Source organism: Sporanaerobacter acetigenes DSM 13106, assembly GCF_900130025.1.
Taxonomy (GTDB): domain Bacteria; phylum Bacillota; class Clostridia; order Tissierellales; family Sporanaerobacteraceae; genus Sporanaerobacter; species Sporanaerobacter acetigenes.
The window spans coordinates 76,309-97,834 of record NZ_FQXR01000009.1 but is presented as its reverse complement, the minus strand read 5'-3'; the positions used below and the strand labels follow the sequence as shown (position 1 = coordinate 97,834).

The 21,526-nt window shown below is 32.9% G+C and carries 21 protein-coding genes, 1 rRNA gene and 1 pseudogene; all 23 read right to left on the bottom strand.

Annotation, left to right across the window (positions count from 1 at the left end; all coding sequences use genetic code 11):
- Positions 1–315 (bottom strand): 16S ribosomal RNA (locus tag BUA21_RS09990); the annotation flags it as partial.
- A 221-nt stretch (positions 316–536) separates the two neighbouring features.
- Positions 537–1,118 carry a uracil-DNA glycosylase gene (locus BUA21_RS09985; protein WP_234973704.1) on the bottom strand — a complete coding sequence of 194 codons (582 nt, stop codon included), beginning with the start codon at positions 1,116–1,118 and terminating at the stop codon, positions 537–539.
- Positions 1,119–1,132: 14 nt separating this feature from the next.
- Complete coding sequence (locus BUA21_RS09980) at positions 1,133–1,696, bottom strand: uracil-DNA glycosylase (RefSeq protein WP_143147155.1); 564 nt, start codon at positions 1,694–1,696, stop codon at positions 1,133–1,135.
- 126 nt (positions 1,697–1,822) lie between these two features.
- The gene (gene lysS, locus BUA21_RS09975) at positions 1,823–3,325 is read right to left on the bottom strand and encodes a lysine--tRNA ligase (RefSeq protein ID WP_072744681.1); all 1,503 of its coding nucleotides are present in this window, start codon (positions 3,323–3,325) and stop codon (positions 1,823–1,825) included.
- A gap of 19 nt (positions 3,326–3,344) precedes the next feature.
- Positions 3,345–3,821 (bottom strand): transcription elongation factor GreA, encoded by a 477-nt coding sequence (greA, locus tag BUA21_RS09970; RefSeq protein ID WP_072744680.1) that lies wholly within the window; start codon positions 3,819–3,821, stop codon positions 3,345–3,347.
- A gap of 113 nt (positions 3,822–3,934) precedes the next feature.
- Positions 3,935–4,885 carry a hypothetical protein gene (locus tag BUA21_RS09965; protein WP_072744679.1) on the bottom strand — a complete coding sequence of 317 codons (951 nt, stop codon included), beginning with the start codon at positions 4,883–4,885 and terminating at the stop codon, positions 3,935–3,937.
- A 73-nt stretch (positions 4,886–4,958) separates the two neighbouring features.
- On the bottom strand, positions 4,959–5,933 hold the full coding sequence (gene dusB / locus BUA21_RS09960) for a tRNA dihydrouridine synthase DusB (RefSeq protein WP_233242600.1): 975 nt from the start codon (positions 5,931–5,933) through the stop codon (positions 4,959–4,961).
- A 41-nt stretch (positions 5,934–5,974) separates the two neighbouring features.
- Positions 5,975–6,748 (bottom strand): type III pantothenate kinase, encoded by a 774-nt coding sequence (locus BUA21_RS09955; protein WP_072744677.1) that lies wholly within the window; start codon positions 6,746–6,748, stop codon positions 5,975–5,977.
- A 20-nt stretch (positions 6,749–6,768) separates the two neighbouring features.
- Positions 6,769–7,518, bottom strand: a complete 750-nt coding sequence (locus BUA21_RS09950; protein WP_072744676.1) for an ECF transporter S component — start codon at positions 7,516–7,518, stop codon at positions 6,769–6,771.
- A 145-nt stretch (positions 7,519–7,663) separates the two neighbouring features.
- On the bottom strand, positions 7,664–8,629 hold the full coding sequence (locus tag BUA21_RS09945) for a P1 family peptidase (RefSeq protein WP_072744675.1): 966 nt from the start codon (positions 8,627–8,629) through the stop codon (positions 7,664–7,666).
- A gap of 55 nt (positions 8,630–8,684) precedes the next feature.
- Positions 8,685–9,858 (bottom strand): annotated as a pseudogene (locus tag BUA21_RS09940) (sodium ion-translocating decarboxylase subunit beta).
- 27 nt (positions 9,859–9,885) lie between these two features.
- Positions 9,886–10,275: a biotin/lipoyl-containing protein gene (locus BUA21_RS09935; RefSeq protein WP_072744674.1), complete on the bottom strand. Its 390-nt coding sequence runs from the start codon at positions 10,273–10,275 to the stop codon at positions 9,886–9,888.
- A 12-nt stretch (positions 10,276–10,287) separates the two neighbouring features.
- Entirely contained in the window at positions 10,288–10,653 is a 366-nt protein-coding gene (locus BUA21_RS09930) for an OadG family protein (protein WP_084604240.1), read from the bottom strand.
- A 14-nt stretch (positions 10,654–10,667) separates the two neighbouring features.
- On the bottom strand, positions 10,668–12,206 hold the full coding sequence (locus BUA21_RS09925) for an acyl-CoA carboxylase subunit beta (protein WP_072744673.1): 1,539 nt from the start codon (positions 12,204–12,206) through the stop codon (positions 10,668–10,670).
- 19 nt (positions 12,207–12,225) lie between these two features.
- Positions 12,226–12,627: a methylmalonyl-CoA epimerase gene (gene mce, locus BUA21_RS09920; RefSeq protein WP_072744672.1), complete on the bottom strand. Its 402-nt coding sequence runs from the start codon at positions 12,625–12,627 to the stop codon at positions 12,226–12,228.
- 13 nt (positions 12,628–12,640) lie between these two features.
- Positions 12,641–13,573 (bottom strand): methylmalonyl Co-A mutase-associated GTPase MeaB, encoded by a 933-nt coding sequence (meaB, locus tag BUA21_RS09915; protein ID WP_072744671.1) that lies wholly within the window; start codon positions 13,571–13,573, stop codon positions 12,641–12,643.
- Between the two features lie 18 nt (positions 13,574–13,591).
- Complete coding sequence (locus BUA21_RS09910; protein WP_072744670.1) at positions 13,592–13,987, bottom strand: cobalamin B12-binding domain-containing protein; 396 nt, start codon at positions 13,985–13,987, stop codon at positions 13,592–13,594.
- A gap of 49 nt (positions 13,988–14,036) precedes the next feature.
- The gene (locus BUA21_RS09905) at positions 14,037–15,716 is read right to left on the bottom strand and encodes an acyl-CoA mutase large subunit family protein (RefSeq protein WP_072744669.1); all 1,680 of its coding nucleotides are present in this window, start codon (positions 15,714–15,716) and stop codon (positions 14,037–14,039) included.
- A gap of 244 nt (positions 15,717–15,960) precedes the next feature.
- The gene (gene ftsH / locus BUA21_RS09900) at positions 15,961–17,787 is read right to left on the bottom strand and encodes an ATP-dependent zinc metalloprotease FtsH (protein ID WP_072744668.1); all 1,827 of its coding nucleotides are present in this window, start codon (positions 17,785–17,787) and stop codon (positions 15,961–15,963) included.
- 107 nt (positions 17,788–17,894) lie between these two features.
- On the bottom strand, positions 17,895–18,431 hold the full coding sequence (gene hpt / locus BUA21_RS09895; RefSeq protein ID WP_072744667.1) for a hypoxanthine phosphoribosyltransferase: 537 nt from the start codon (positions 18,429–18,431) through the stop codon (positions 17,895–17,897).
- Between the two features lie 19 nt (positions 18,432–18,450).
- On the bottom strand, positions 18,451–19,836 hold the full coding sequence (gene tilS / locus BUA21_RS09890) for a tRNA lysidine(34) synthetase TilS (RefSeq protein ID WP_084604238.1): 1,386 nt from the start codon (positions 19,834–19,836) through the stop codon (positions 18,451–18,453).
- A gap of 56 nt (positions 19,837–19,892) precedes the next feature.
- Entirely contained in the window at positions 19,893–20,756 is an 864-nt protein-coding gene (locus BUA21_RS09885) for a protein kinase domain-containing protein (RefSeq protein ID WP_072744665.1), read from the bottom strand.
- Between the two features lie 9 nt (positions 20,757–20,765).
- Positions 20,766–21,458, bottom strand: a complete 693-nt coding sequence (locus BUA21_RS09880) for a vWA domain-containing protein (RefSeq protein ID WP_072744664.1) — start codon at positions 21,456–21,458, stop codon at positions 20,766–20,768.
- Positions 21,459–21,526 lie beyond the last annotated feature (68 nt).

The window sequence follows — 21,526 nt, the reverse complement described above, 5'->3', positions numbered from 1 at the left end:
CTCAGGCCGGCTACCCATCGTCGCCTTGGTGAGCTATTACCTCACCAACTAGCTAATGGGACGCGAGTCCATCTTATACCGCTTAATCGCTTTGACTTGAAAATCATGCGATTTTCAAGTATCATAGGGTATTAATCCCGGTTTCCCGAGGCTATCCCCTAGTACAAGGCAGGTTCCTCACGCGTTACTCACCCGTCCGCCGCTAAGAAATATATATTTCCACCCGAAGATTTCTTTATATATTCTTCGCTCGACTTGCATGTGTTAGGCACGCCGCCAGCGTTCGTCCTGAGCCAGGATCAAACTCTCATAAAAAAGTTTTACCTGTCTTAATAAAATTTAATTAAACTCAAGGATTGTTTCATACTGTTCAGTTTTTAAAGTTCACTGTTGACTTTGGTGTCAACTCTTAAAACTATACCAGATTTTAATTCCAATGTCAACAACTTTTTTTAAGAATCCATCACTTTTTTTAAACTCGTTTTTTCAACTCGTTTTGTGATGGATTTTTATCATACACCCTTTTTATTAGTATGTCAACACTTTTTTCTCATTAATTTTTTTAGTTCTTGTAGATCATCTAAATACACAGCTTTTAATTCTCTCCTGTATATAACTGCTGCTGGATGATATAGAGGAAATACTTTGTATTCTTTTCCTTTTATGTTAATTTCAAGGGCCTTCCCATGAACTTCACCTATTTTAAAATTGTCTTCAAATATACCTTTAATAGGAGTATTTCCAAGAGGCACTATTATCTTAGGTTCAATAATATCAATTTCTTCAATCAAATATTTTTTAAATTTTTCAATTTCAACATTAGTTGGTGGTCTATTTACCACCCCATCAGTCTTTGTACTCTTTTTTGTAGGCCTATATTTAACTACATTTGTTATATATAACTGTTCTCTTCCAATATCTAAAACTTCAATGAACTCATCAAGATACTTTCCTGCCTGCCCTACAAAGGGCTTTTTTAGTTCAACTTCCTTTGCACCTGGTGCTTCTCCTATAAGCATTATTGAACAATCTAGATTGCCATCACCCAATACAATCTTCTCATTTGTATACTCTTCAAGAATTCTATTATTTAAACTCTGAATTCTCTCATGCTTCAAATAAATCATCCTTTCTAGTACATATATTTTATTTCCATATATTTTTCCTTTATACTCTTAAAATCTTCCCATGCTCCTCTTTTTTTACTCTCATCTCTCAATAGGGCTGCCGGATGATATGTAGGCATTATGTAGAATTTTCCTTTTTTGACCCATATTCCTCTATCCGTTGTCACTTTAAAATCAGAACTAATTATATTCCTTGCTGATACTGCTCCTAAACAAACTAGTATATCTGGATCTATTATCTTTACTTGCCATCTCAAATATTCTATACAGATCTTACTTTCCTTTTCTAATGGGTTTCTATTGTTTGGCGGCCTACATTTAACAATATTTGTAATATAAACTTCTTCTCTTTTAAGAGCAATTGCTTCAAGCATCTTGTCAAGAAGCTGACCTGCTTTTCCTACGAAAGGCCTCCCCATTTTGTCCTCGTAATATCCTGGTCCTTCTCCTATAAACATGATTTTCGCCTGTTTATTTCCCTCTCCAAATACAGTATTTGTCCTACCCTTATACAATTCACATCTATTACATTTTGAAACTATGTATTCTAATTCTTCCAATGTATACATATAAATCGCCTCTTAACTATGAACTATCTTTAATTATATCATAAGTTTTTTTAAGTATTTTATTTATTATAAAACAAACACTCCAAAAAAATGATAAAGTGAGTCAAATATTTGACTCACTTTACTTTATTCTTCATCATTTTCATTATCTTCATTATCTATTGGTTTCATTGTTGGAAACAATATTACATCCCTGATGCTTGACTGATCAGTTAGTAGCATAATCATTCTATCTATTCCTATTCCAAGTCCTCCTGTTGGTGGAAGTCCTACTTCTAGGGCATTGACAAAGTCCGTATCCATCATATGAGCTTCATCATCCCCTAATTCCTTTTGTTTTAATTGATCTACAAATCTTTGTTTTTGATCTATTGGATCGTTTAATTCACTAAATGCATTTGCTATTTCCCAAGTATTTATAAAGGCCTCAAATCTATTTGTCTTTCTTGGATCTTCTGGATTTCTCTTAGCAAGTGGAGAAACTTCTACAGGATGACCTATGACAAATGTAGGTTGAACTAAATGTTCTTCACAAAACTCTTCAAACATTTCACTGATTACATGACCTCTTGTCATTCCAGGTTTTATTTCTATACCTTTTCCCTTAGCTACTTTCAATGCTTCTTCATCAGTATTTATACTGCTAAAGTCTACTCCTGCATATTCCTTTATAGCATCTTCCATATCAAGTCTTCTCCAAGGTGGAGTCAAGTCTATTTCCTTGCCTTGATATGTTATAACCGCTGAACCTAATGTCTTCTCTGCTACATAAGCTACCAAATTTTCTGTAAGTCTCATCATTTCTTCATAGTCTACATAAGCTTGATACAATTCTATATTTGTAAACTCTGGATTATGTTTATAGTCCATTCCTTCATTTCTAAACATTCTGCCCATTTCATATACTTTATCAAACCCACCAACTATAAGTCTCTTTAAGTAAAGTTCATTTGCAATTCTTAAATACATATCTATGTCTAATGCATTGTGATGGGTAATAAATGGTCTTGCATTTGCTCCACCAGCAATAGGACTAAGTATTGGTGTATCTACTTCTATAAATCCTCTATCATCTAAAAATTGTCTTACAGCTTTTATAATCTTTGAACGCAATATAAAAGTTTCTTTAACTTCAGGATTCATTATTAAATCTACATATCTTTGTCTGTATCTTAAATCTGGATCTTTTAGTCCATGAAATTTTTCAGGTAAAATTTGAATAGATTTACTCAAAAGAATTATCTTTGTAGCTCTAATGGAAATTTCACCTGTTTGAGTTTTAAATACTTCTCCATTGACACCTACAATATCGCCAATATCGTATAACTTAAATATTTCATATTCTTCTTCTCCTAAAAGATCCTTTTTAGCAAATATTTGTATTCTTCCTTCACTATCTTGAAGGTCTAAAAAGCTTACCTTTCCATGTCCTCTTTTAGACATAAGTCTTCCTGCTACAGCAACTTCTTTGCCTTCCATTTCTTCAAATTTTTCTTTTATCTCACTACTATAGTGAGTAAAATCAAATTTTTCAATGAGAAAAGGGTTTCTTTCCATCTCTGTAAGTTTTTCTAATTTTTCTCTCCTTAAAACCAACATCTCATTAAGGTTTTCTTCCGTACCTGCCATATAAAAACCCTCCTTGTTTTTATCTTGCTATACTAAGAATTTCATATTTAATTTTACCATCTGGTACCTGTACTTCTACAATATCTCCTTTTTTTCTTCCCAATATTGCATTCCCAACAGGAGATTCGTTTGAGATTTTACCTTCATAAGGATCTGCTTCAGCTGACCCAACTATAGTATACTCTATTTCTTCATCATATTCCAAGTCCTTTACACAAACTCTGGAGCCAATACTCACTCTATCTGTTGATATATCCTCATCATCAATAATTTTTGCATTTCTAAGCATATTTTCAAGTTTTACAATTCGCTCTTCCAATTGAGCTTGCTCATTTTTTGCTTCATCATATTCTGAATTCTCACTTATATCTCCAAAAGCTAATGCTTGCTTTATTCTTTCAGCCACTTCTTTTCTTCTAACAGTTTTCAACTCATCCAATTCGTCTTCCAATTTTTTTAACCCTTCTACAGTTAAAAAAACTTCTTTTTCAGTCATTTTTCTCTCTCCCTTTCTTTTATTTGTTCTAGGTTCAAATGACCTAAACCTCAAACCCCAATACACTTTATATGGAGACTATTATAATTTAGCTGCAATTTATTGTCAAGTCCCTATATGTGTATTCTATTTCTTATTTTAGTTTGAACCAATTCTTCTAAAGTGTATTTTTCATTTCTTACTAATAATTGCTTAAAATCTTTTATATTATATCTATTAAAAACTTCATATTTATAAGAAGGTATCAATTCTTCAGTATGAAAAAAATCTTTCTCTACAATCAAATCTTTCCAATGAAATAAAAAGTCCTCTATTGTTATTACACTTTTATTTATATTGTTTATTTCTTCTGAAAAGTTTTGCCCCACACTTAAATCAAATACAATAGTTTTGCCCCTCAATTTTTTTGTATCTACAGAAATATTATCCTTAAAATTTATAATTATATTATAATTCATCAATATTTTATCAACATTTTGTGAATAAAATATTGACAGTCCCGTATCATTGTAAATTTTATCAATGTTTTTTTGAGCATTTTCTTTTTTATCTTCTAATATTGTCAAGAATCTAACTTCCTTGGAAAGCCTTTCTATCAATTTATAAGGTAAATTGCTGCCATCACTCACCATTAGTATTTCACTATTCCATAGTTTTTCATCGCACAAATACAATAGTTCTTTTAATACATAGGGCAAAAAATATATAAGTACCTCCATTCCATCTGCTATTTCTAATCCTGTCTTTTCTCTGATATAATGTCTATCCTTCCTATTAAATATATAAATATCATCATATAAAATTTTTCCCGTTTGTTCTGATTTAAAAACTTCTACTCCATCTATCACCCCATTTATATATTCTTCTTTAGTCTTTTCATTGTTTTCAAGAAAAACTCCAATACCCTTACCCAATACATCCCCTTTCTCATTAGTAAAATTCACAACTTCTTTTGGCTTCATTTTTTTTAGCCATACTTTAGGTACATACTTATACACACCTCTTTTTAAATACCTAGTGTAAATTTCTGGATCGAGTATATATATAAATTCAAAACATAACAATCCCCCTCGCTAAGTATTTTAGTATTGTATTATATGAGTTAATTAATACAGGTATTCTTTTATTTTATTATTCTTACCTTTTTAAGCTATCAGTATAGTCACGTAAAAGTGTTTTCATACCTTCTAATGTTTGAATAGTATTTATGCTATTCTTTATCTGATTCGCACCTTTTAACCCCTTTAAATACCAAGCTATGTGCTTCCTCATTTCTCGTACTCCAGTTTTTTCACCTTTAAAATCACAAACTAATTCTAAATGTTCTATAGCTTTTTCTATTTTTTCATCATCTGTAGGATAATTTACTTTTTCATCATTCATATATTCTAATATATTTTTAAATATCCAGGGGTTCCCTCTAGCTCCTCTTCCAATCATTATGGCATCACAATTTGTATATTCTAACATCCTCATTCCATCTTTTACTGTAAATATATCCCCATTACCTATGACTGGTATGGAAACAACTTCCTTTATTTCTTTTATGATGTCCCAATCTGCCTCTCCTGAGTAGAACATACTTCTTGTCCGTCCATGAATAGTTATAGCGCTTATTCCTTCTTCTTCACCTATTTTAGCTATCTCTACCGCATTTATATTTGAATCATCCCATCCTTTTCTTATTTTAATTGTAACAGGCTTTTTGGATACATCTACTATTTCCTTGATTATTTGTCTAATTAAGTTTGGACTCTTCATAAGGGCGCTTCCTTCTCCGCCTCTCACTATCTTTGGTGCAGGACAACCCATATTTATATCAATAATATCTATATCGTCTCTATCATTTAAATATTCACTGACTACTTGCCTCATAATAGACGGTTCTGAGCCAAATATCTGTACAGCTATTGGTCTCTCTCTTTCATCTACACTAGTCAATTCTTTAGTTTTTTCATCTTTATAATAAAGTCCCTTGCAACTTATCATTTCTGTATATACTAAACTAGCTCCCATATCCTTGCATATCATTCTGAAAGGCAAATCTGTGACTCCTGCCATAGGAGCTAAGAAAACATTTCCATTTAGATTTACATCTCCTATTTTCAACATTATCACCTCAATTATCAAAAGAGTAGCCCTTTAAGGCTACTCTACACATTTCTTTCATAAATTATTCTAAGTCCTTCCAATGTCAGCATCTTATCTATTACATCAATTTCTTTGCTTTCACTGGCAATCAAACTTGCCAATCCTCCTGTAGCTACTACAGCTTTTACTTTTCCTTCTCTACTAAGTTCTTCTTTCATTCTCTCAATTATATTGTCTACCAATCCTACATATCCATAAATTAGACCTGATTGAATACTAGATACTGTGTTTTTACATATAACTCTTTCAGGTTTTACTAATTCTACCTTTGGCAGCTTGGCTGTTCTAAGAAATAATGCTTCGCTTGAAATCTTTATTCCTGGAGCAATAGCACCTCCTAAATAATCTCCTTCTTTTGAAACTGCACAAAATGTTATAGCAGTTCCAAAATCTACGATTATTAATGGTCCCCCATATTTTTCATAAGCTGCTACAGCATTAACTATTCTATCTGCACCAACTTCTTTAGGATTGTCATACTTAATGTTCATGCCAGTCTTTATTCCAGGCCCTACAGTGAGTGGAGTACATTGAAAATATTTTATACTCATTGCCTCCATTGTATACATCAATGTAGGTACTACAGATGAAATGATTACATCTTTTACATCTGATGGGCAAAGGCCATGATATTTAAAAATTTGCTCCAACAACAATCCATATTCATCTGATGTCCTATCTTTGTCAGTAGCTATTCTCCAATCATTTAACAATTTATTTTCTTTATATACTCCTAAAACCACATTAGTATTTCCTACATCTATTACCAATAACAAATTTTTCACCATCCTTTGGACTAAGCACTCTTTTTAAGAGATGCAACTACACTGGTTACAATTATCATTGCCACTATTATTTCTGGAATTCCATTAGTTATTCCTATGCCTAAAATGGCTTTTCCTGCAGTACTTGGATCAAGTCCTAATTTTAAAGCATATTGTTCTCCATGTATAAAATATATTCCTGATAATACCCCTACTGTATTTGTAAGAGTTCCTGCTGCTGCTGATACTACTACTTCTATAGCACTTTCCTTAAGTTTCTTGTTGGAATAATATCCTATAAAAATAGTCAGTCCTATTAAAATAATATTAAATATCTGTACCCACAAACTTATTTCTTTATTGCCTATATTTCTAAAAAGATTAAAATTTAAATAGAATAAAGTTATTCCCCATATAGAGTACAATGTTATCTTTGATGCCTTTTGTCCAAGTCTTTTAAATAAAACATAGACATAGTAAGAAACTATACCTATAAGTACTCTAGGAACTACTGAAACCAAGGGATCTAAAAACACGACAGAAATAGGTGTGGGATTCATAATAGCTTGTAAAATACTAAACAAGCCAAATATCAGCCCAACCAGTGCTCCAACTAATGGTCCTTCCATTATCGCTCCAATAATAACAGGAATATGCATGATTGTAGCTCTAGTAGGCCCAACAGGAATAAATCCAAGAGGTGTAAGTCCTAAAACAGCAGAAATTCCACCAAGAACTCCTGCCACAGCCATTTTTTTGACAGTAAACTTTTTCTTTTCCATAATTCTACCTCCGTTCTAGTTCTAGAATAGATACTAGACGATGTTTTGAAATTGTACAAAACAGTCCAGCTCCTAATAAAGGATGCTAGCTTTAGCATTCTTACAAGACCATTTTAAAATGTATTTGATAAAATTTCAACATTTATTAAGAATTATTTATATCTTTATATGACAATATATTTTCATAAGATTCTGCTGCTAATATTCCATTGACTATTGCCTTTGACATGATTTCACTAGCTACAGTGCCTATAAGATTTATATCTGCCTTCACTTTTCCTGTGGACATAGCAAATACAGTATCTCCGTCGTACATAGTATGTATTGGATTTATAGAACGAGCTAATCCATTTTGCGCCATTTGTGCAACTTTATTTGCTTCAGCCTTTGAAAGTATTCCATTGGTTGCAACTACACCTATAGTAGTGTTCTTCATAGGAAATCCTACAGTTTTACCTTGATCTTTCATTATTTTATAAGAATTTAATAGTCTTTTCTCTTTATAATCATAAGTTCCTGCTAAAATTTTATTGTTTTCATAATCATATACATCCCCAAAACTATTTACTGCTACTATAGCACCTACCCATAGTTCACCAATTTTTATGCTGGAACTGCCAAGTCCTGACTTCATTGAATTTTCAGGGCCTAAAATTTTCCCTACTGTAGCCCCCATGCCACATCCAATATTTCCTTGCCTATTTTCAGTTTCATTGGCACTTTTAGCTGTTTCATATCCCATATTATAATCAGGTCGAATCCTATAGTCTCCAATATTTAAGTCAAATATAACCGCACTGCATACTATAGGAACTTTTGTCACTCCCACATCAAATCCAACTCCATTTTCTTCTAAATATTTCATGACACCACTAGCTGCATCAAGACCAAAGGCTGAACCTCCTGAAAGAACTATTCCATGTACCTTATCTACCATTTTCTCTGGTCTTAAAAGATCTGTTTCCCTAGTCCCTGGTGCAGAACCTCTCACATCTACTCCTACTACTGCACCATCTTCACAAAGAATAACCGTGCAACCTGTCATGCCTTCTAAAGATTCACCATGACCTACCTCTATCCCTGGTACATCCGTTATATATCCACTATACATTTTCCCATCTCCTTTCCACAAATAAATTAGCGGAGGAATTCCCCCGCTAATATTTTTATCCGAAGAACATAAGAAGAAGTCCTGCTGCTACAGCGGAACCTATTACCCCTGCTACATTTGGTCCCATTGCATGCATAAGCAAGAAGTTCCTTGGATTTTCTTCTTGTCCTACTTTTTTGTACTACTCTTGCTGCCATAGGTACTGCTGAAACTCCAGCTGCACCTATAAGAGGATTTACTTTCCCTTTACTTGTTCTATACATTAACTTTCCAAATAATACTCCTGTTGCTGTTCCCAATGAAAAAGCAATTAGCCCAAGTAGTATTATCTTTAGAGTTGATGGAGAAAGAAATGTCTGTGCATTAGCTGTTGCTCCTACGGTAGTTCCCAAGAATATCGTTATTATATTTACAAGTTCATTTTGTGCAGTGCTTGAAAGTCTATCTACTACACCAGACTCTCTAAACAAATTCCCCAACATAAGCATCCCAATAAGTGGTGCTGCTGAAGGAAGCAATAGTGAAACTAGTACTGTAACCATTATTGGAAATATTATTTTCTCTTTCTTAGATACAGGTCTTAATTGCTCCATAACTACTTGTCTCTGTTCTTTAGTTGTAAGAGCTCTCATTATAGGAGGTTGTATGATTGGAACTAGCGCCATATATGAATATGCAGCTACAGCTATTGGTCCAAGAAGATGAGGAGCAAGTCTACTAGTTAAATAAAGAGCTGTAGGCCCATCTGCTCCACCTATTATTCCTATACTTGCTGCTTCAGGACCTGTAAATCCTAACAATATAGCCCCTATGAAAGTGAAAAATATTCCAAATTGAGCTGCCGCTCCCAGTAAAATACTTCTAGGATTTGCAATAAGTGGTCCAAAATCTGTCATAGCTCCAACACCTAAAAATATTAGTGGTGGATATATTCCAAGTTTGACACCTTGATACAAATAATATAATAGTCCTCCTACTTGTTTTGTCTCAGGAACAAGTACCCCAGACTTTTCTACCACTTCAACTATCGGAGGATCCATAAGCCCTCCTAGCGGCAAATTTGCCAGTAACATTCCAAAAGCTATTGGAACTAAAAGGAGGGGTTCATATTCCTTTTTTATAGCTAAATAAAGAAGTATAAAGGATATACAAAGCATTATAACTTCTTTATATGTTATGGCAGCAAATCCTGTGCTTTGTAAAAATTCTTTTAATATCTCAAGTAACATTTAGTTTACCTTCCTTTCTTTAGTGTTTTATTCAATAGACACTAATTTATCTCCAGTATTTACAGAAGCACCTTTTGATACGTGTACGGCTGCCACCTTTCCATCTCTTGGAGCCAATATTTCATTTTCCATTTTCATTGCTTCAAGAATTAACAACTCCTGTCCTGCTTTTACTTCATCACCTACATTTACATTTATTCTAAGTATTGTTCCTGGCATTGGAGCTTCTACTGTTTCTGCTCCAGCTGGTACATTTACAGCCTTCTTTTCTTCTTTCTTTGCTGCTTGTGGTTTTGATTGTGGTTTTGATTCTACTACTGGTCTATTTATTGTTTTTTCTTCTCTTTGCCCATTTGACAATTCCTCTACTTCTACTTCATATTCATTTCCATTTACAGTTATAAGATATTTTTTCATTCTTTAGCCTCCTTATAATCTACCAAATATTTGTTCCTGTCTTCCCATTCTTGACCATACAGGAGTGTTTTGGGGTACCCTTTTTATACTACTTATTTTTACATCTGAAACATCAATCCCTTGACTTGCTGCAATTGCTGCTGCTATTACTGCTACTAGTTCTTCTTCATTTTCTTCATTTGAATTTTCTTCAACAACATCTTTTTTTTCTTCTATTTCTAATTTTTCTTCTACAGTCTTTTTCCCATTATCTTTTGACGCAATAGCTCTCAACCCATCTATCAGATATGAAATAACAAGTAGTGCTATAAAAACTATTGCCATACTAAAAACTGTAATCATCAAACTTTGTCCTATAGTAACGCTGTCTCCTAACAAATTAAATCACCTCTTTATAGGGGTATATTCCCATGTTTTTTACTAGGTCTATTCTCCCTTTTACTTTGAAGCATATCAAAAGCGCTTACAAGTCTTTGTCTTGTAGTGCTTGGAACTATTACATCATCTACAAATCCCCTTGATGCTGCAATATATGGATTTGCTACAGTATCCCTATATTCTTCTATCTTTTCAGCTCTCATTTCTATTGGATCTTCTGCATTTTTAATATCTTTTTTAAATATGATATTAGCTGCCCCATCTGGCCCCATAACGGCTATTTCTGCATTTGGCCATGCAAATACTTGGTCTGCTCCAAGATCCTTACTACACATAGCAAGATAAGCCCCACCATAAGCCTTTCTTACGATAAGAGTAACCTTTGGAACTGTTGCTTCACTATAAGCATAAAGCATTTTTGCACCATGTCTTATGATTCCACCATATTCTTGTTCAGTTCCAGGTAAAAATCCTGGCACATCAACTAAATTAAGTATTGGAATATTGTAAGCATCACAAGTTCTTATAAATCTACCCGCCTTGTCTGATGCATTTATATCAAGACATCCTGCCAATACCTTTGGCTGATTTGCAATAACTCCAACTGTACTTCCATTTAATCTTATAAATCCTACTATCATATTTTGAGCAAAATAAGGTTGTACTTCAAAGAAGTCTCCATCATCTGCAATAGTAGTTATAATTTCTTTCATATCATAAGGTTTATTTGGATTTTCTGGCACTATTTCATTTAATTTATCTTCTATTCTATTTATATCATCTTCTGTTTCAATAAATGGAGGATCTTCTAAATTGTTTGACGGCAAGAAACTAAGCAGTCTCTTTATTCTTTCAATACATTCTTCTTCACTTGCATCTACAAAATGTGCTACACCACTAGTTCTATTGTGAGTCATAGCACCACCTAGTTCTTCTTGGGATACTTCTTCTCCTGTAACAGTTTTTATAACCTGTGGCCCAGTTATAAACATCATACTTGTCTTTTCTACCATGAATATGAAATCTGTTAGAGCTGGTGAATATACTGCACCTCCAGCACTAGGTCCCATTATAACTGAAATTTGTGGTATTACTCCTGAAGCTAGTGTATTTCTATAAAATATCTTCCCATACCCTGATAGGGCATCTACTCCTTCTTGAATTCTTGCTCCACCAGAATCATTAAATCCTACAATTGGTGCACCCATTTTCATAGCCATTTCTTGAACTTTACATATCTTTGCAGCATGCATTTCTCCCAATGAACCTCCAAGGACTGTAAAATCTTGAGCATATGCAAATACTAATCTGCCATTTACAGTACCATATCCAGTCACTATTCCATCTGCTGGTGCTTCTACATTTTCCATATCAAAATTTGTACATCTGTGTGTTACAAAGGCATCAATTTCTATAAAACTGCCTTCATCAAAAAGCAAATCTAATCTTTCTCTTGCTGTGTGTTTACCTGCGTTGTGCTGCTTTTCAATTCTTTTCTCTCCTCCACCAAGTTTTATCTGTTCCTTGGCTTCTACTAGTTTTTCAACTTTCATTTTGCCCCTCCTTTTTGATTCAATCTCTTTCACAAAGCTCTATAAGTACTCCATGAGTGCTCTTTGGATGTAGGAAGGCAATTTTAGCGCCACCTGCTCCATATCTAGGCTTTTCATCAATCATTCTAATGCCCTTTGACTTCATTTCTTCTATAGCCTCTTCTATATTGGCAACTCTATAGGCTATATGCTGAATACCTTCTCCTTTTTTTTCTACGTATTTTGCAATAGGTCCATCTTCTTCTGTTGATTCTAATAGTTCTACTTCTGTATCTCCAATTGGAAGAAATGCTACTTTTACTTTTTGTTCTTCTACTACTTCACTTCCTGCACATTTAAGACCTAATACATCTTCATAAAATTTCAATGCTTCATCTAAATTTTTTACAGCTATTCCTATATGATCTACCTTTTGTACCATGTTTTTCCCCCCTTTACTTTATCAAATTTATTATTTTATCTTTTGCTGTATATGGGTCTAGATTCCTTGAAACTATCTGACTAGATAGCTCATCTAATATATCCTCTTCTCTAGTCTTTGAAAGAATCATTTCCATAAGCTCTTCTTCTACAAGTTTAACAATTTCAAGTTTTGTATTTCTATTTCTTCTTTTCTCAAGTTCTCCAGTACTTTCTAAATAATCTTTATGCTCTATAAGTTTATCTAAAAGCTCATCTATACCTTTGTTCTTACCTGCTGATACTTTTAATACCGGAGGCCTATAATCCATTTTTCCATTCAAATCTAAATTCATCTCAATTTCAAGCTGTGTCTTATCGGCTCCATCTAAATCAGATTTATTTATTGCAAACACATCAGCAATTTCCATGATTCCAGCTTTTATAGCTTGTATATCATCTCCTAAATTCGGAACCATAACCATGAGAACAGTATCGGCCATTTTAACAATATCAACTTCCGATTGTCCTACTCCTACTGTCTCTATGAAAATTATATCAGCTCCATATATATCAAGAACTTTCACTGCTCCTTGAGTAGCTTTAGAAAGTCCGCCAAGAGATCCCCTTGTACCCATGCTTCTTATAAACACATTGCTGTCTAAAGCTAAATCACTCATCCTGATTCTATCTCCAAGTATAGCCCCTCCTGTAAAAGGACTAGTTGGATCTATGGCTATGACACCTACTTTTTTTCCTCTCTTTACAAGTTCTTTTGTAAGCCTATCTGTAAGAGTACTCTTTCCACTTCCAGGAGGCCCAGTGATCCCTATGATATAAGCGTTTCCTGTATGTTTATGCAACTTTTTTAAAATATCAAAAGCCTCTTTTTCATTGTTTTCTACCATAGTTATAAGCCTTGCACAAGCTCTTTTATCGCCATTACGCAGCCTTTCTTCTAAATTCAACTTATAACACCACCTGTATTATCTTTTTATATGAGCCTCTATATAATCAACAATATCCTTTGTGGAAGTACCTGGTGTAAATATTGCCTCCACTCCCGCTTCTTTTAATCCTGGAATATCATCTTCAGGTATTACTCCACCTCCCAATATAAGTACATCATCAACACCCTGTTCTCTAAGCAAATTTACTACCTTTGGAAACAAGTGATTATGAGCCCCTGATAAAATACTCATGGCAACTACATCTACATCTTCTTGTATAGCAGCTGCTACTATTTGTTCTGGTGTCTGTCTAAGTCCTGTATATATAACTTCCATTCCAGCATCCCTAAGTGCCCTTGCAACAACTTTAGCTCCTCTATCATGTCCATCAAGACCTGGTTTTGCTACCAATACTCTAATTGGCCTATCCATATTTTTGCCTCCTTTTTTATAAAGAAATTGATTTTATATTTAATATAAACTATAAAATTACTGATTGTTCATACTCTCCAAATACTTCCCTTAAAACATCGCATATTTCTCCTAAGGTTGCATAAGTCTTTACTGATTCCAATATAAATGGCATTAAGTTTTCTTCTCCTTCTGCAGACTTTCTTAAATTCTCTAAGGTCTCATTTACTTTTTCATTATCTCTCTCTTGTCTCAATTTTGCCAGTTTTTCTTTTTGAAGTCTTTCAACTTCGGGATCAACTCTCAATATATCCTTGTGATGTTCTTCTTCTATTTGGAATTTATTCACACCTACTACTATTTCTTTTTGTTCTTCTACTGCCATTTGATATTTATATGCACTATTCTGTATTTCTTTTTGTATATATCCTTTTGCAATAGCTTTAGGTGCTCCTCCAAGCTCATCTATTGTCTCTATATATCTCATAGCTTCTTCTTCAATTTTATCCGTCAAGCTTTCTATATAATAAGAACCTGCCAATGGATCTATAGTATCTGTAACTCCACTTTCGTATCCCACTATTTGTTGAGTTCTTAGTGCTATTCTTACAGATTCTTCTGTCGGCAATGCTAATGCTTCATCTCTTGAATTGGTGTGTAGAGATTGAGTTCCTCCAAGTACTGCTGCAAGAGTCTGTATAGTAACTCTTATAATATTGTTATCTGGTTGTTGTGCTGTAAGAGTAGAACCTGCAGTTTGAGTATGGAACTTAAGCATCATAGATTTTTCTTTCTTTGCATTGAATCTGTTTTTCATGATATTTGCCCAAATTCTTCTTGCTGCTCTAAACTTAGCTACTTCTTCTAATAAATTGTTGTGCGCATTGAAGAAGAACGAAAGTCTAGGTGCAAAATCATCCACATCTAATCCTGCCTTTAGAGCTGCCTCTACATAAGCAATTCCATCAGCTAGAGTAAATGCAACTTCTTGAGCTGCTGTAGAACCAGCTTCCCTTATATGATAGCCACTAATACTTATGGTGTTCCATTTTGGAACTTCCTTTGAGCAATATTCAAATATATCTGTAATAAGTCTCATTGAAGGTTCTGGTGGAAATATATAAGTACCCCTTGCAATATACTCTTTTAAAATATCATTTTGAATAGTACCTCTAAGTTTATCTTTAGATACACCTTGCTTTTCTGCTACTGCAATATACATGGCAAGCAATACGCTGGCTGGAGCATTTATAGTCATGGAAGTACTTACTTTATCTAATGGTATACCATCAAATAGTATTTCCATATCCTTTAATGAATCAATAGCAACTCCTACCTTTCCTACTTCACCTTCGCTAAGAGAATGATCTGAATCATATCCAATTTGAGTAGGTAAATCAAAAGCTACACTAAGACCTGTTTGTCCTTGTTCTAATAAGTATTTATATCTATTGTTTGATTCTTCTGCTGTAGCAAATCCTGCATATTGCCTCATTGTCCAAAGTCTTCCCCTATACATTGTAGGCTGGACTCCTCTTGTAAATGGATACTGTCCTGGATAACCTAGTTTTTCATTATAATCAAAATCTTCTATATTTTCTGGAGTATAAAGTCTTTCTACTTCAAAACCTGAACTAGTAGTGAATTCTTCTTTTCTCTCTGGGAATTTATCTATTGCTTTTTTCACCTTTCCACTTTCCCAACTTTCTTTACCTGCTTTTATTTCTTCAATTTTCTTTTCATCAAACATCCTTTTCCCTCCTCATATTTTAGCATATGAAAATGAAATCCTTTTCCTAATTTAATTATAACTTATCTCTATAAACTATTATATTATACAATATAAATATTTTTGCAATATTTATTTCAAAAATATTTTAAAATGAAACAAATGTTGCATAATCTAAATAAAATATTCGACACAAATTCACTTTTCCCTCTTTAAATAATCTTAACAAAAAAGAAAAAGAGGTAGTTAACTTTTGTTAACTACCTTATGCACTCATAAATATTTCTTCAAATTCTTTTGCATCAAGGGTTTCTTTTTCAAGAAGTTCTTCTGCAACTCTGTGAAGTTTATTCATATTTTTAGACAACAACTCTTCTGATCTTTGATAAGCTTTATCTATAATATTTCTCATTTCTTGATCTATAGCAGCAGCCACTTCCTCACTATAGTTTCTTGCCCTACCAAAATCTCTTCCTATAAACACTTCTTCATCATCTGTTCCATAAGTCATAGGACCTAAATTATCACTCATTCCATAGTGAGTCACCATTTTTCTTGCAAGTTTTGTAGCTCTTTCTATGTCATTTTGTGCCCCAGTACTTATATCTCCAAGAACCAATGCTTCTGCCACTCTTCCACCAAGCATTTGAACTATTTCATCTTCCATTTGTTTCTTTGTCATATAGGATCTATCCTCTTCAGGAAGATATGCTGTAAATCCTCCAGCCATTCCCCTTGGAATAATTGTCACCATATGAACTGGATCTGAATTTGGAAGAAGTCGAGCTGTAACTGCATGACCTGCTTCATGATATGCAGTAAGCTTTCTTTCTTTTTCACTTATAACCTTGCTTTTCTTTTCAGGTCCTGCTAATACTTTTATTGATGCTTCCTCTATAAGATTCATAGGTATTTCTTTTAAATTGTTTCTAGCAGCAAGTAATGCCGCTTCATTTATTAAATTTTCAAGATCAGCTGGTGTAAATCCAGGAGTTCTCTTAGCTACAACTTTCAAATCTACGTCTTCTGCAAGAGGCTTGTTTCTGGTATGAATTTTAAGTATAGCCTCTCTTCCCTTTACATCTGGCACTCCTACATACACTTGTCTATCAAATCTTCCTGGCCTAAGAAGAGCTGGATCAAGAATATCTGGTCTATTCGTAGCAGCCATAACTATTATACCTTCATTTGTACCAAAACCATCCATCTCAACCAACAATTGATTCAATGTTTGTTCTCTTTCATCGTGACCTCCGCCAAGGCCTGCACCTCTTCTCCTACCTACTGCATCAATTTCATCTATAAAAATTATACATGGTGAATTTTTCTTTGCTTGTTCAAACAAATCCCTTACACGACTGGCACCTACACCAACAAACATTTCTACAAAGTCAGAGCCACTGATGCTGAAAAATGGCACTCCTGCTTCTCCTGCGACAGCCTTGCTTAAATAAGTCTTACCTGTTCCTGGAGGCCCTACAAGAAGTACCCCCTTTGGAATTCTTGCACCCAATTCAATATATTTTCTAGGGCTCTTCAAAAAGTCCACGATTTCTTTTAACTCTTCCTTTTCCTCTTCAAGTCCTGCTACATCAGCAAAAGTAACTTTTTGGGATTCATCATCTTTGTGCATTCTAGCTTTGCTTTTCCCAAAAGACATTACACGGTTTCCTCCGCCACCTTGGGATTGTTGCATAAATGTAAACCATATGACAACAACTATGAGAATCATAAAAATAGTTGGCAATGCTTCAAGTATAAAAGGAGTTCCTGCTTCTTCTTCTCCTTTATAGGCTTTTATTTTCCCTTTTTCTATCTGTGGTTCTACATATTTTTTATAGGTATCCTGTAATTCCTCTGGCAAAATTGTAGTAAACTGAGTATTGTCTTTTAATTTACCCTTTATAGTAGTTCCACCAGCACTTCTTATGCTTTTTATACTTTCAACATCTTCATTCTTTAAATGCTCTATAAGTTGTATAGCATCTATTTCGACAACTGGCTCTACATCTTTTCCCACCATTTCAACTACTAGAATTATTATAATGAGTATAAGCAAATAGAAGCTCACGCCTCTAAAAAATTTTCTCAACCTAAGTCCTCCCTTCTTAAACTGGGCATAATCGTATATTTTCAAATTATAACACATTTTATTTTAAAAAACAATGATTGGGTCAATAGCATTTTATATTTTAACAATTAACTATATACTTCTTCTTTTAAAGATGATATATATGGCAAATTTCTATATTTTTCCGCATAGTCTATCCCATATCCAACTACAAATTCATCTGGTATTATAAAACCCCTATAATCTACTGGAACATTTACTTTTCTTCTTTCTGGCTTATCCAACAATGTACATATCCTTACACTTCTTGCTCCCCTCTTTGTAAGATTATCTGTTAAATAGCCAAGGGTAAGACCAGTATCAATTATATCCTCAACAATTAAAATATCCTTTCCCTCAATACTTGTATCTAAATCTTTAACTATTCTAACTACTCCTGAAGACTGAGTTGTATTTCCATAACTAGATACAGCCATAAAATCCATAGTTACTGGTATATCAATGCTTCTAGCAAGATCTGCCATAAATATGGCTGCTCCTTTTAGTATACCAACTAGCATTAAATCTTTTCCCTTATAATCTTCGGTAATTTGTATTCCTAGTTCCCTTACTCTTTTTTCAATATTTTCTTCGGAAACAAGTACTTCTTTGACAAAATCCTTCATTTTTCTCCTCCTTAAAATATTATAAATTTTTATATTTAATAACTAAAACATTTTTTGTATAAGGTGTTATTTTATATTTTTCGCTTGTTCTCAGTCCCACTACCCAAATTATATCATTTTTATCTACTAGTATCGGGATTTTTTCTCTTTCGTCTATAGGAATCTTTTTATCTATAAATAAGTCCTTTAATTTTTTATTTCCACTCATTCCAAAAGGTTGTATTGTATCTCCTAGTCTCCTGTTTCTTATGTATATTTCGCCTTTTATTTTATCATAATCAAAATACTTTATAAACCTATCTTTGAAATTTAACTGAATTTTTTCCATAGGATACACTTCCATCTTAAAAATGGAATTCCACTCTTTTACATATGTAGCTTGCCCACGTTTAAGACTATATTTATAATTATTATTTACATTTAAATTCTTTATTCGAAAAATTAAATCATCATAGCTTGTCTTAACTTCTAATCTATTAGGCAAATCAACACTCTTGCCAGTATCCCCTCTTTCAAATAGTTCCAAGACATTTCTCACATGAATTTCTGAAATTCCATCTAGAGTTCCTGTTAAATTATATATTGAGTGTCTTATTATTCTCTGTTTTATAGCTATGTGTTCCCTTGAAAATTTTTGTCTACATAAAATTATACTATTTTTATCTTCAACTTTGACCAATTCTCTATATCGTTCTTTGGAAAATTCCTCCAAAAACTCGCTATCATTGGACATAGTTCTAGAAGTTCTCCAAAGTGTGTCAACTATATTGGGATTGAAATTATCTACTATATATGGGATAAGCTCTAATCTGATTTTGTTTCTATTGTATATATTTTCTAAGTTTGTCCTATCTAATCTTGTATTTATATTTTTTTCTAATATATAATCTTCTATTTCATTCCTTGAAATATCTAAAAGGGGTCTTATAATGTCACCATTTCTATATTCCATGCCTTTCAATCCATCTAATCCAGTTCCCCTAAAAAACCTCATGATTAAAGTCTCTGCTTGATCATTTTTATTATGGGCTACTGCTATTTTACCCCCATTTATGCTTAATAAAACTTCTCTAAAAAATTTATATCTAAGCCTTCTACCTGCATCTTCTGATGAAAGCTTGTGTTCTCTTGCATATCCCTCCATATCAATTTTTTTAGAATAAAAGGGAATTCCTAATTTCCCCGATATTTTTTCAACAAATTTCTCATCTTCATCAGCTTCTCTTCCCCTGACGCCATGATTTACATGAGCAATATAAAGAGAAAAAGAAATTTCAGTTTGTATTGACAAAAGAGCATACAAAAGAGCCATAGAATCTGGTCCACCAGATACCCCTACCAAAACATTATCTCCATTTTCTATTAAATTGTGTTTTTTTATTGTATTTAATATTTTATCTTCCACCATATCACCTACCTTATATTCCCCTTATTTTCTTCTACATAAACACAAATTTTCCTCTAAAATAAACAAAATTTTTTCCCCATTAACAATGAGAATATAAAGAAAATAATACTTACCACAAAAAAGTAATCTATCTTATCTATTTCTTCCCTAAATCCCCCAAAATGATAAGATAGTTTTTTTAGATCATTTTTATACTCATTTAATGAACCATAATTCCCATTTAATCCTCTTTGCAAAAATTTCTTTATCTCTTTATTTAAATTTGTATTTTTTATTTTCTCATCTATATCTTTCAAAGAAAATAAAAAAGGATGATATTCTTTTCTTAAAAACATTGTAGTTAAAACCATTGTAGTACTAAAAATTATATTTCCAAAATAATTACCGCTCTCATTCTTTTTCCAAGAAATCATATTGTAATTTGGAGTATACTCAATTATAGGACTATTTTTCTCTACTACTCCTCCAAAATCCACAAAACAAACCTCATTTTTCCCAGTCAATATTATATTTTCTAATTTTATGTCACAATACATATATCCCATATTATATACTTTTTCTAACGAATCTACTATAACATACCCAATTTGAAATATTTCTTCTATATCTAATTTGTTTTTTCTAGAAACTTCTTTTAAAGTTTGTCCTTGAATATAATCCATAACAATAAAATGATATATTTCGCCTTTAGCTTGAAAATCGTCAAAATCATAAACCTCGGGTACGAAATCCAAACTTTTAAGCTTTTCCATAGTATAGTATTCTCTAGTTATAGAAGATGTATCTTTAGACATCTTTAATACCTTTTGTTTGTTTCGTTCGTCTAAAACTTTATATACCGTTCCAAAAGTACCTTTACCTATCTTCTCAACAATATAATATATATTTCTATTCCACTTGCCCTTAAGAGAATTCATCCAATTCACCTACACCATATACTCGGAAAGAACATTTTTTTCTTTTCCCAGTATCATATCTATTCCACCTTCTAAAGCCGGACCTGTAGGGGTAGTGCCTCCAATTGAAATCTTTTCTATTTTCTCTTCTAAATAATTTATATCCTGAGTAAAATCACAAAGTATATTATAAAAACCTTCCTCTCCAGGATAAGTAATAATACCTATTTCCGTCTCTCCTGACCTTTCTTTTAAAAATCTAAAAAGTTCCAAAATACTTCTTTTGGCTACATTTATTTTATATTTCATGCTTCCGCTAGTATCTAATATCATTAAACATTTTATAGATACTTCATCACCTAATTTATCCATCATCTCAACTATTTTCTTTCTTTCTTTTGGAGAAATTTCTTTTATATCCTTGTCTATTATTTCTCTTAACTCTTTATTAACTACTTCTTCTATTGTCCTGTGAATAGACTGAACTGTAACCATACTTAAAACTTTCTCTAAACTTTCCAGACTAGTTATTTCACAAATGCCCCCTCCATTTAAAGCAACTTCTTCAACTTCTCTTAAGGGCTCTTCTATATCTTTGTTCTTCACAATTCCTATGGTATTTACAACTATATCATTCTTTTTAGCTATTTTAGCTACTTCTATGGGACTAACCCCCACATTTGATTCTCCATCTGTAATAAGCATTATCTGTTTGATTGACATTATATCACTCCTATATTTTTTAAAGGAGTATTGACATATTTAAAAATTTTATACCCCCTTGGTCTATG

Coding starts and splice junctions, on each gene's coding strand:
- BUA21_RS09980 (WP_143147155.1), bottom strand. CDS start 1,696: ATGTATACATTGGAAGAATTAGAATACATAGTTTCAAAATGTAATAGA.
- lysS (WP_072744681.1), bottom strand. CDS start 3,325: ATGGCAGGTACGGAAGAAAACCTTAATGAGATGTTGGTTTTAAGGAGA.
- greA (WP_072744680.1), bottom strand. CDS start 3,821: ATGACTGAAAAAGAAGTTTTTTTAACTGTAGAAGGGTTAAAAAAATTG.
- dusB (WP_233242600.1), bottom strand. CDS start 5,933: ATGTTGAAAATAGGAGATGTAAATCTAAATGGAAATGTTTTCTTAGCT.
- BUA21_RS09950 (WP_072744676.1), bottom strand. CDS start 7,518: ATGGAAAAGAAAAAGTTTACTGTCAAAAAAATGGCTGTGGCAGGAGTT.
- BUA21_RS09945 (WP_072744675.1), bottom strand. CDS start 8,629: ATGTATAGTGGATATATAACGGATGTACCAGGGATAGAGGTAGGTCAT.
- BUA21_RS09935 (WP_072744674.1), bottom strand. CDS start 10,275: ATGAAAAAATATCTTATAACTGTAAATGGAAATGAATATGAAGTAGAA.
- BUA21_RS09925 (WP_072744673.1), bottom strand. CDS start 12,206: ATGAAAGTTGAAAAACTAGTAGAAGCCAAGGAACAGATAAAACTTGGT.
- mce (WP_072744672.1), bottom strand. CDS start 12,627: ATGGTACAAAAGGTAGATCATATAGGAATAGCTGTAAAAAATTTAGAT.
- BUA21_RS09910 (WP_072744670.1), bottom strand. CDS start 13,987: ATGGATAGGCCAATTAGAGTATTGGTAGCAAAACCAGGTCTTGATGGA.
- BUA21_RS09905 (WP_072744669.1), bottom strand. CDS start 15,716: ATGTTTGATGAAAAGAAAATTGAAGAAATAAAAGCAGGTAAAGAAAGT.
- hpt (WP_072744667.1), bottom strand. CDS start 18,431: ATGAAGGATTTTGTCAAAGAAGTACTTGTTTCCGAAGAAAATATTGAA.
- BUA21_RS09885 (WP_072744665.1), bottom strand. CDS start 20,756: ATGAATTCTCTTAAGGGCAAGTGGAATAGAAATATATATTATATTGTT.
- BUA21_RS09880 (WP_072744664.1), bottom strand. CDS start 21,458: ATGTCAATCAAACAGATAATGCTTATTACAGATGGAGAATCAAATGTG.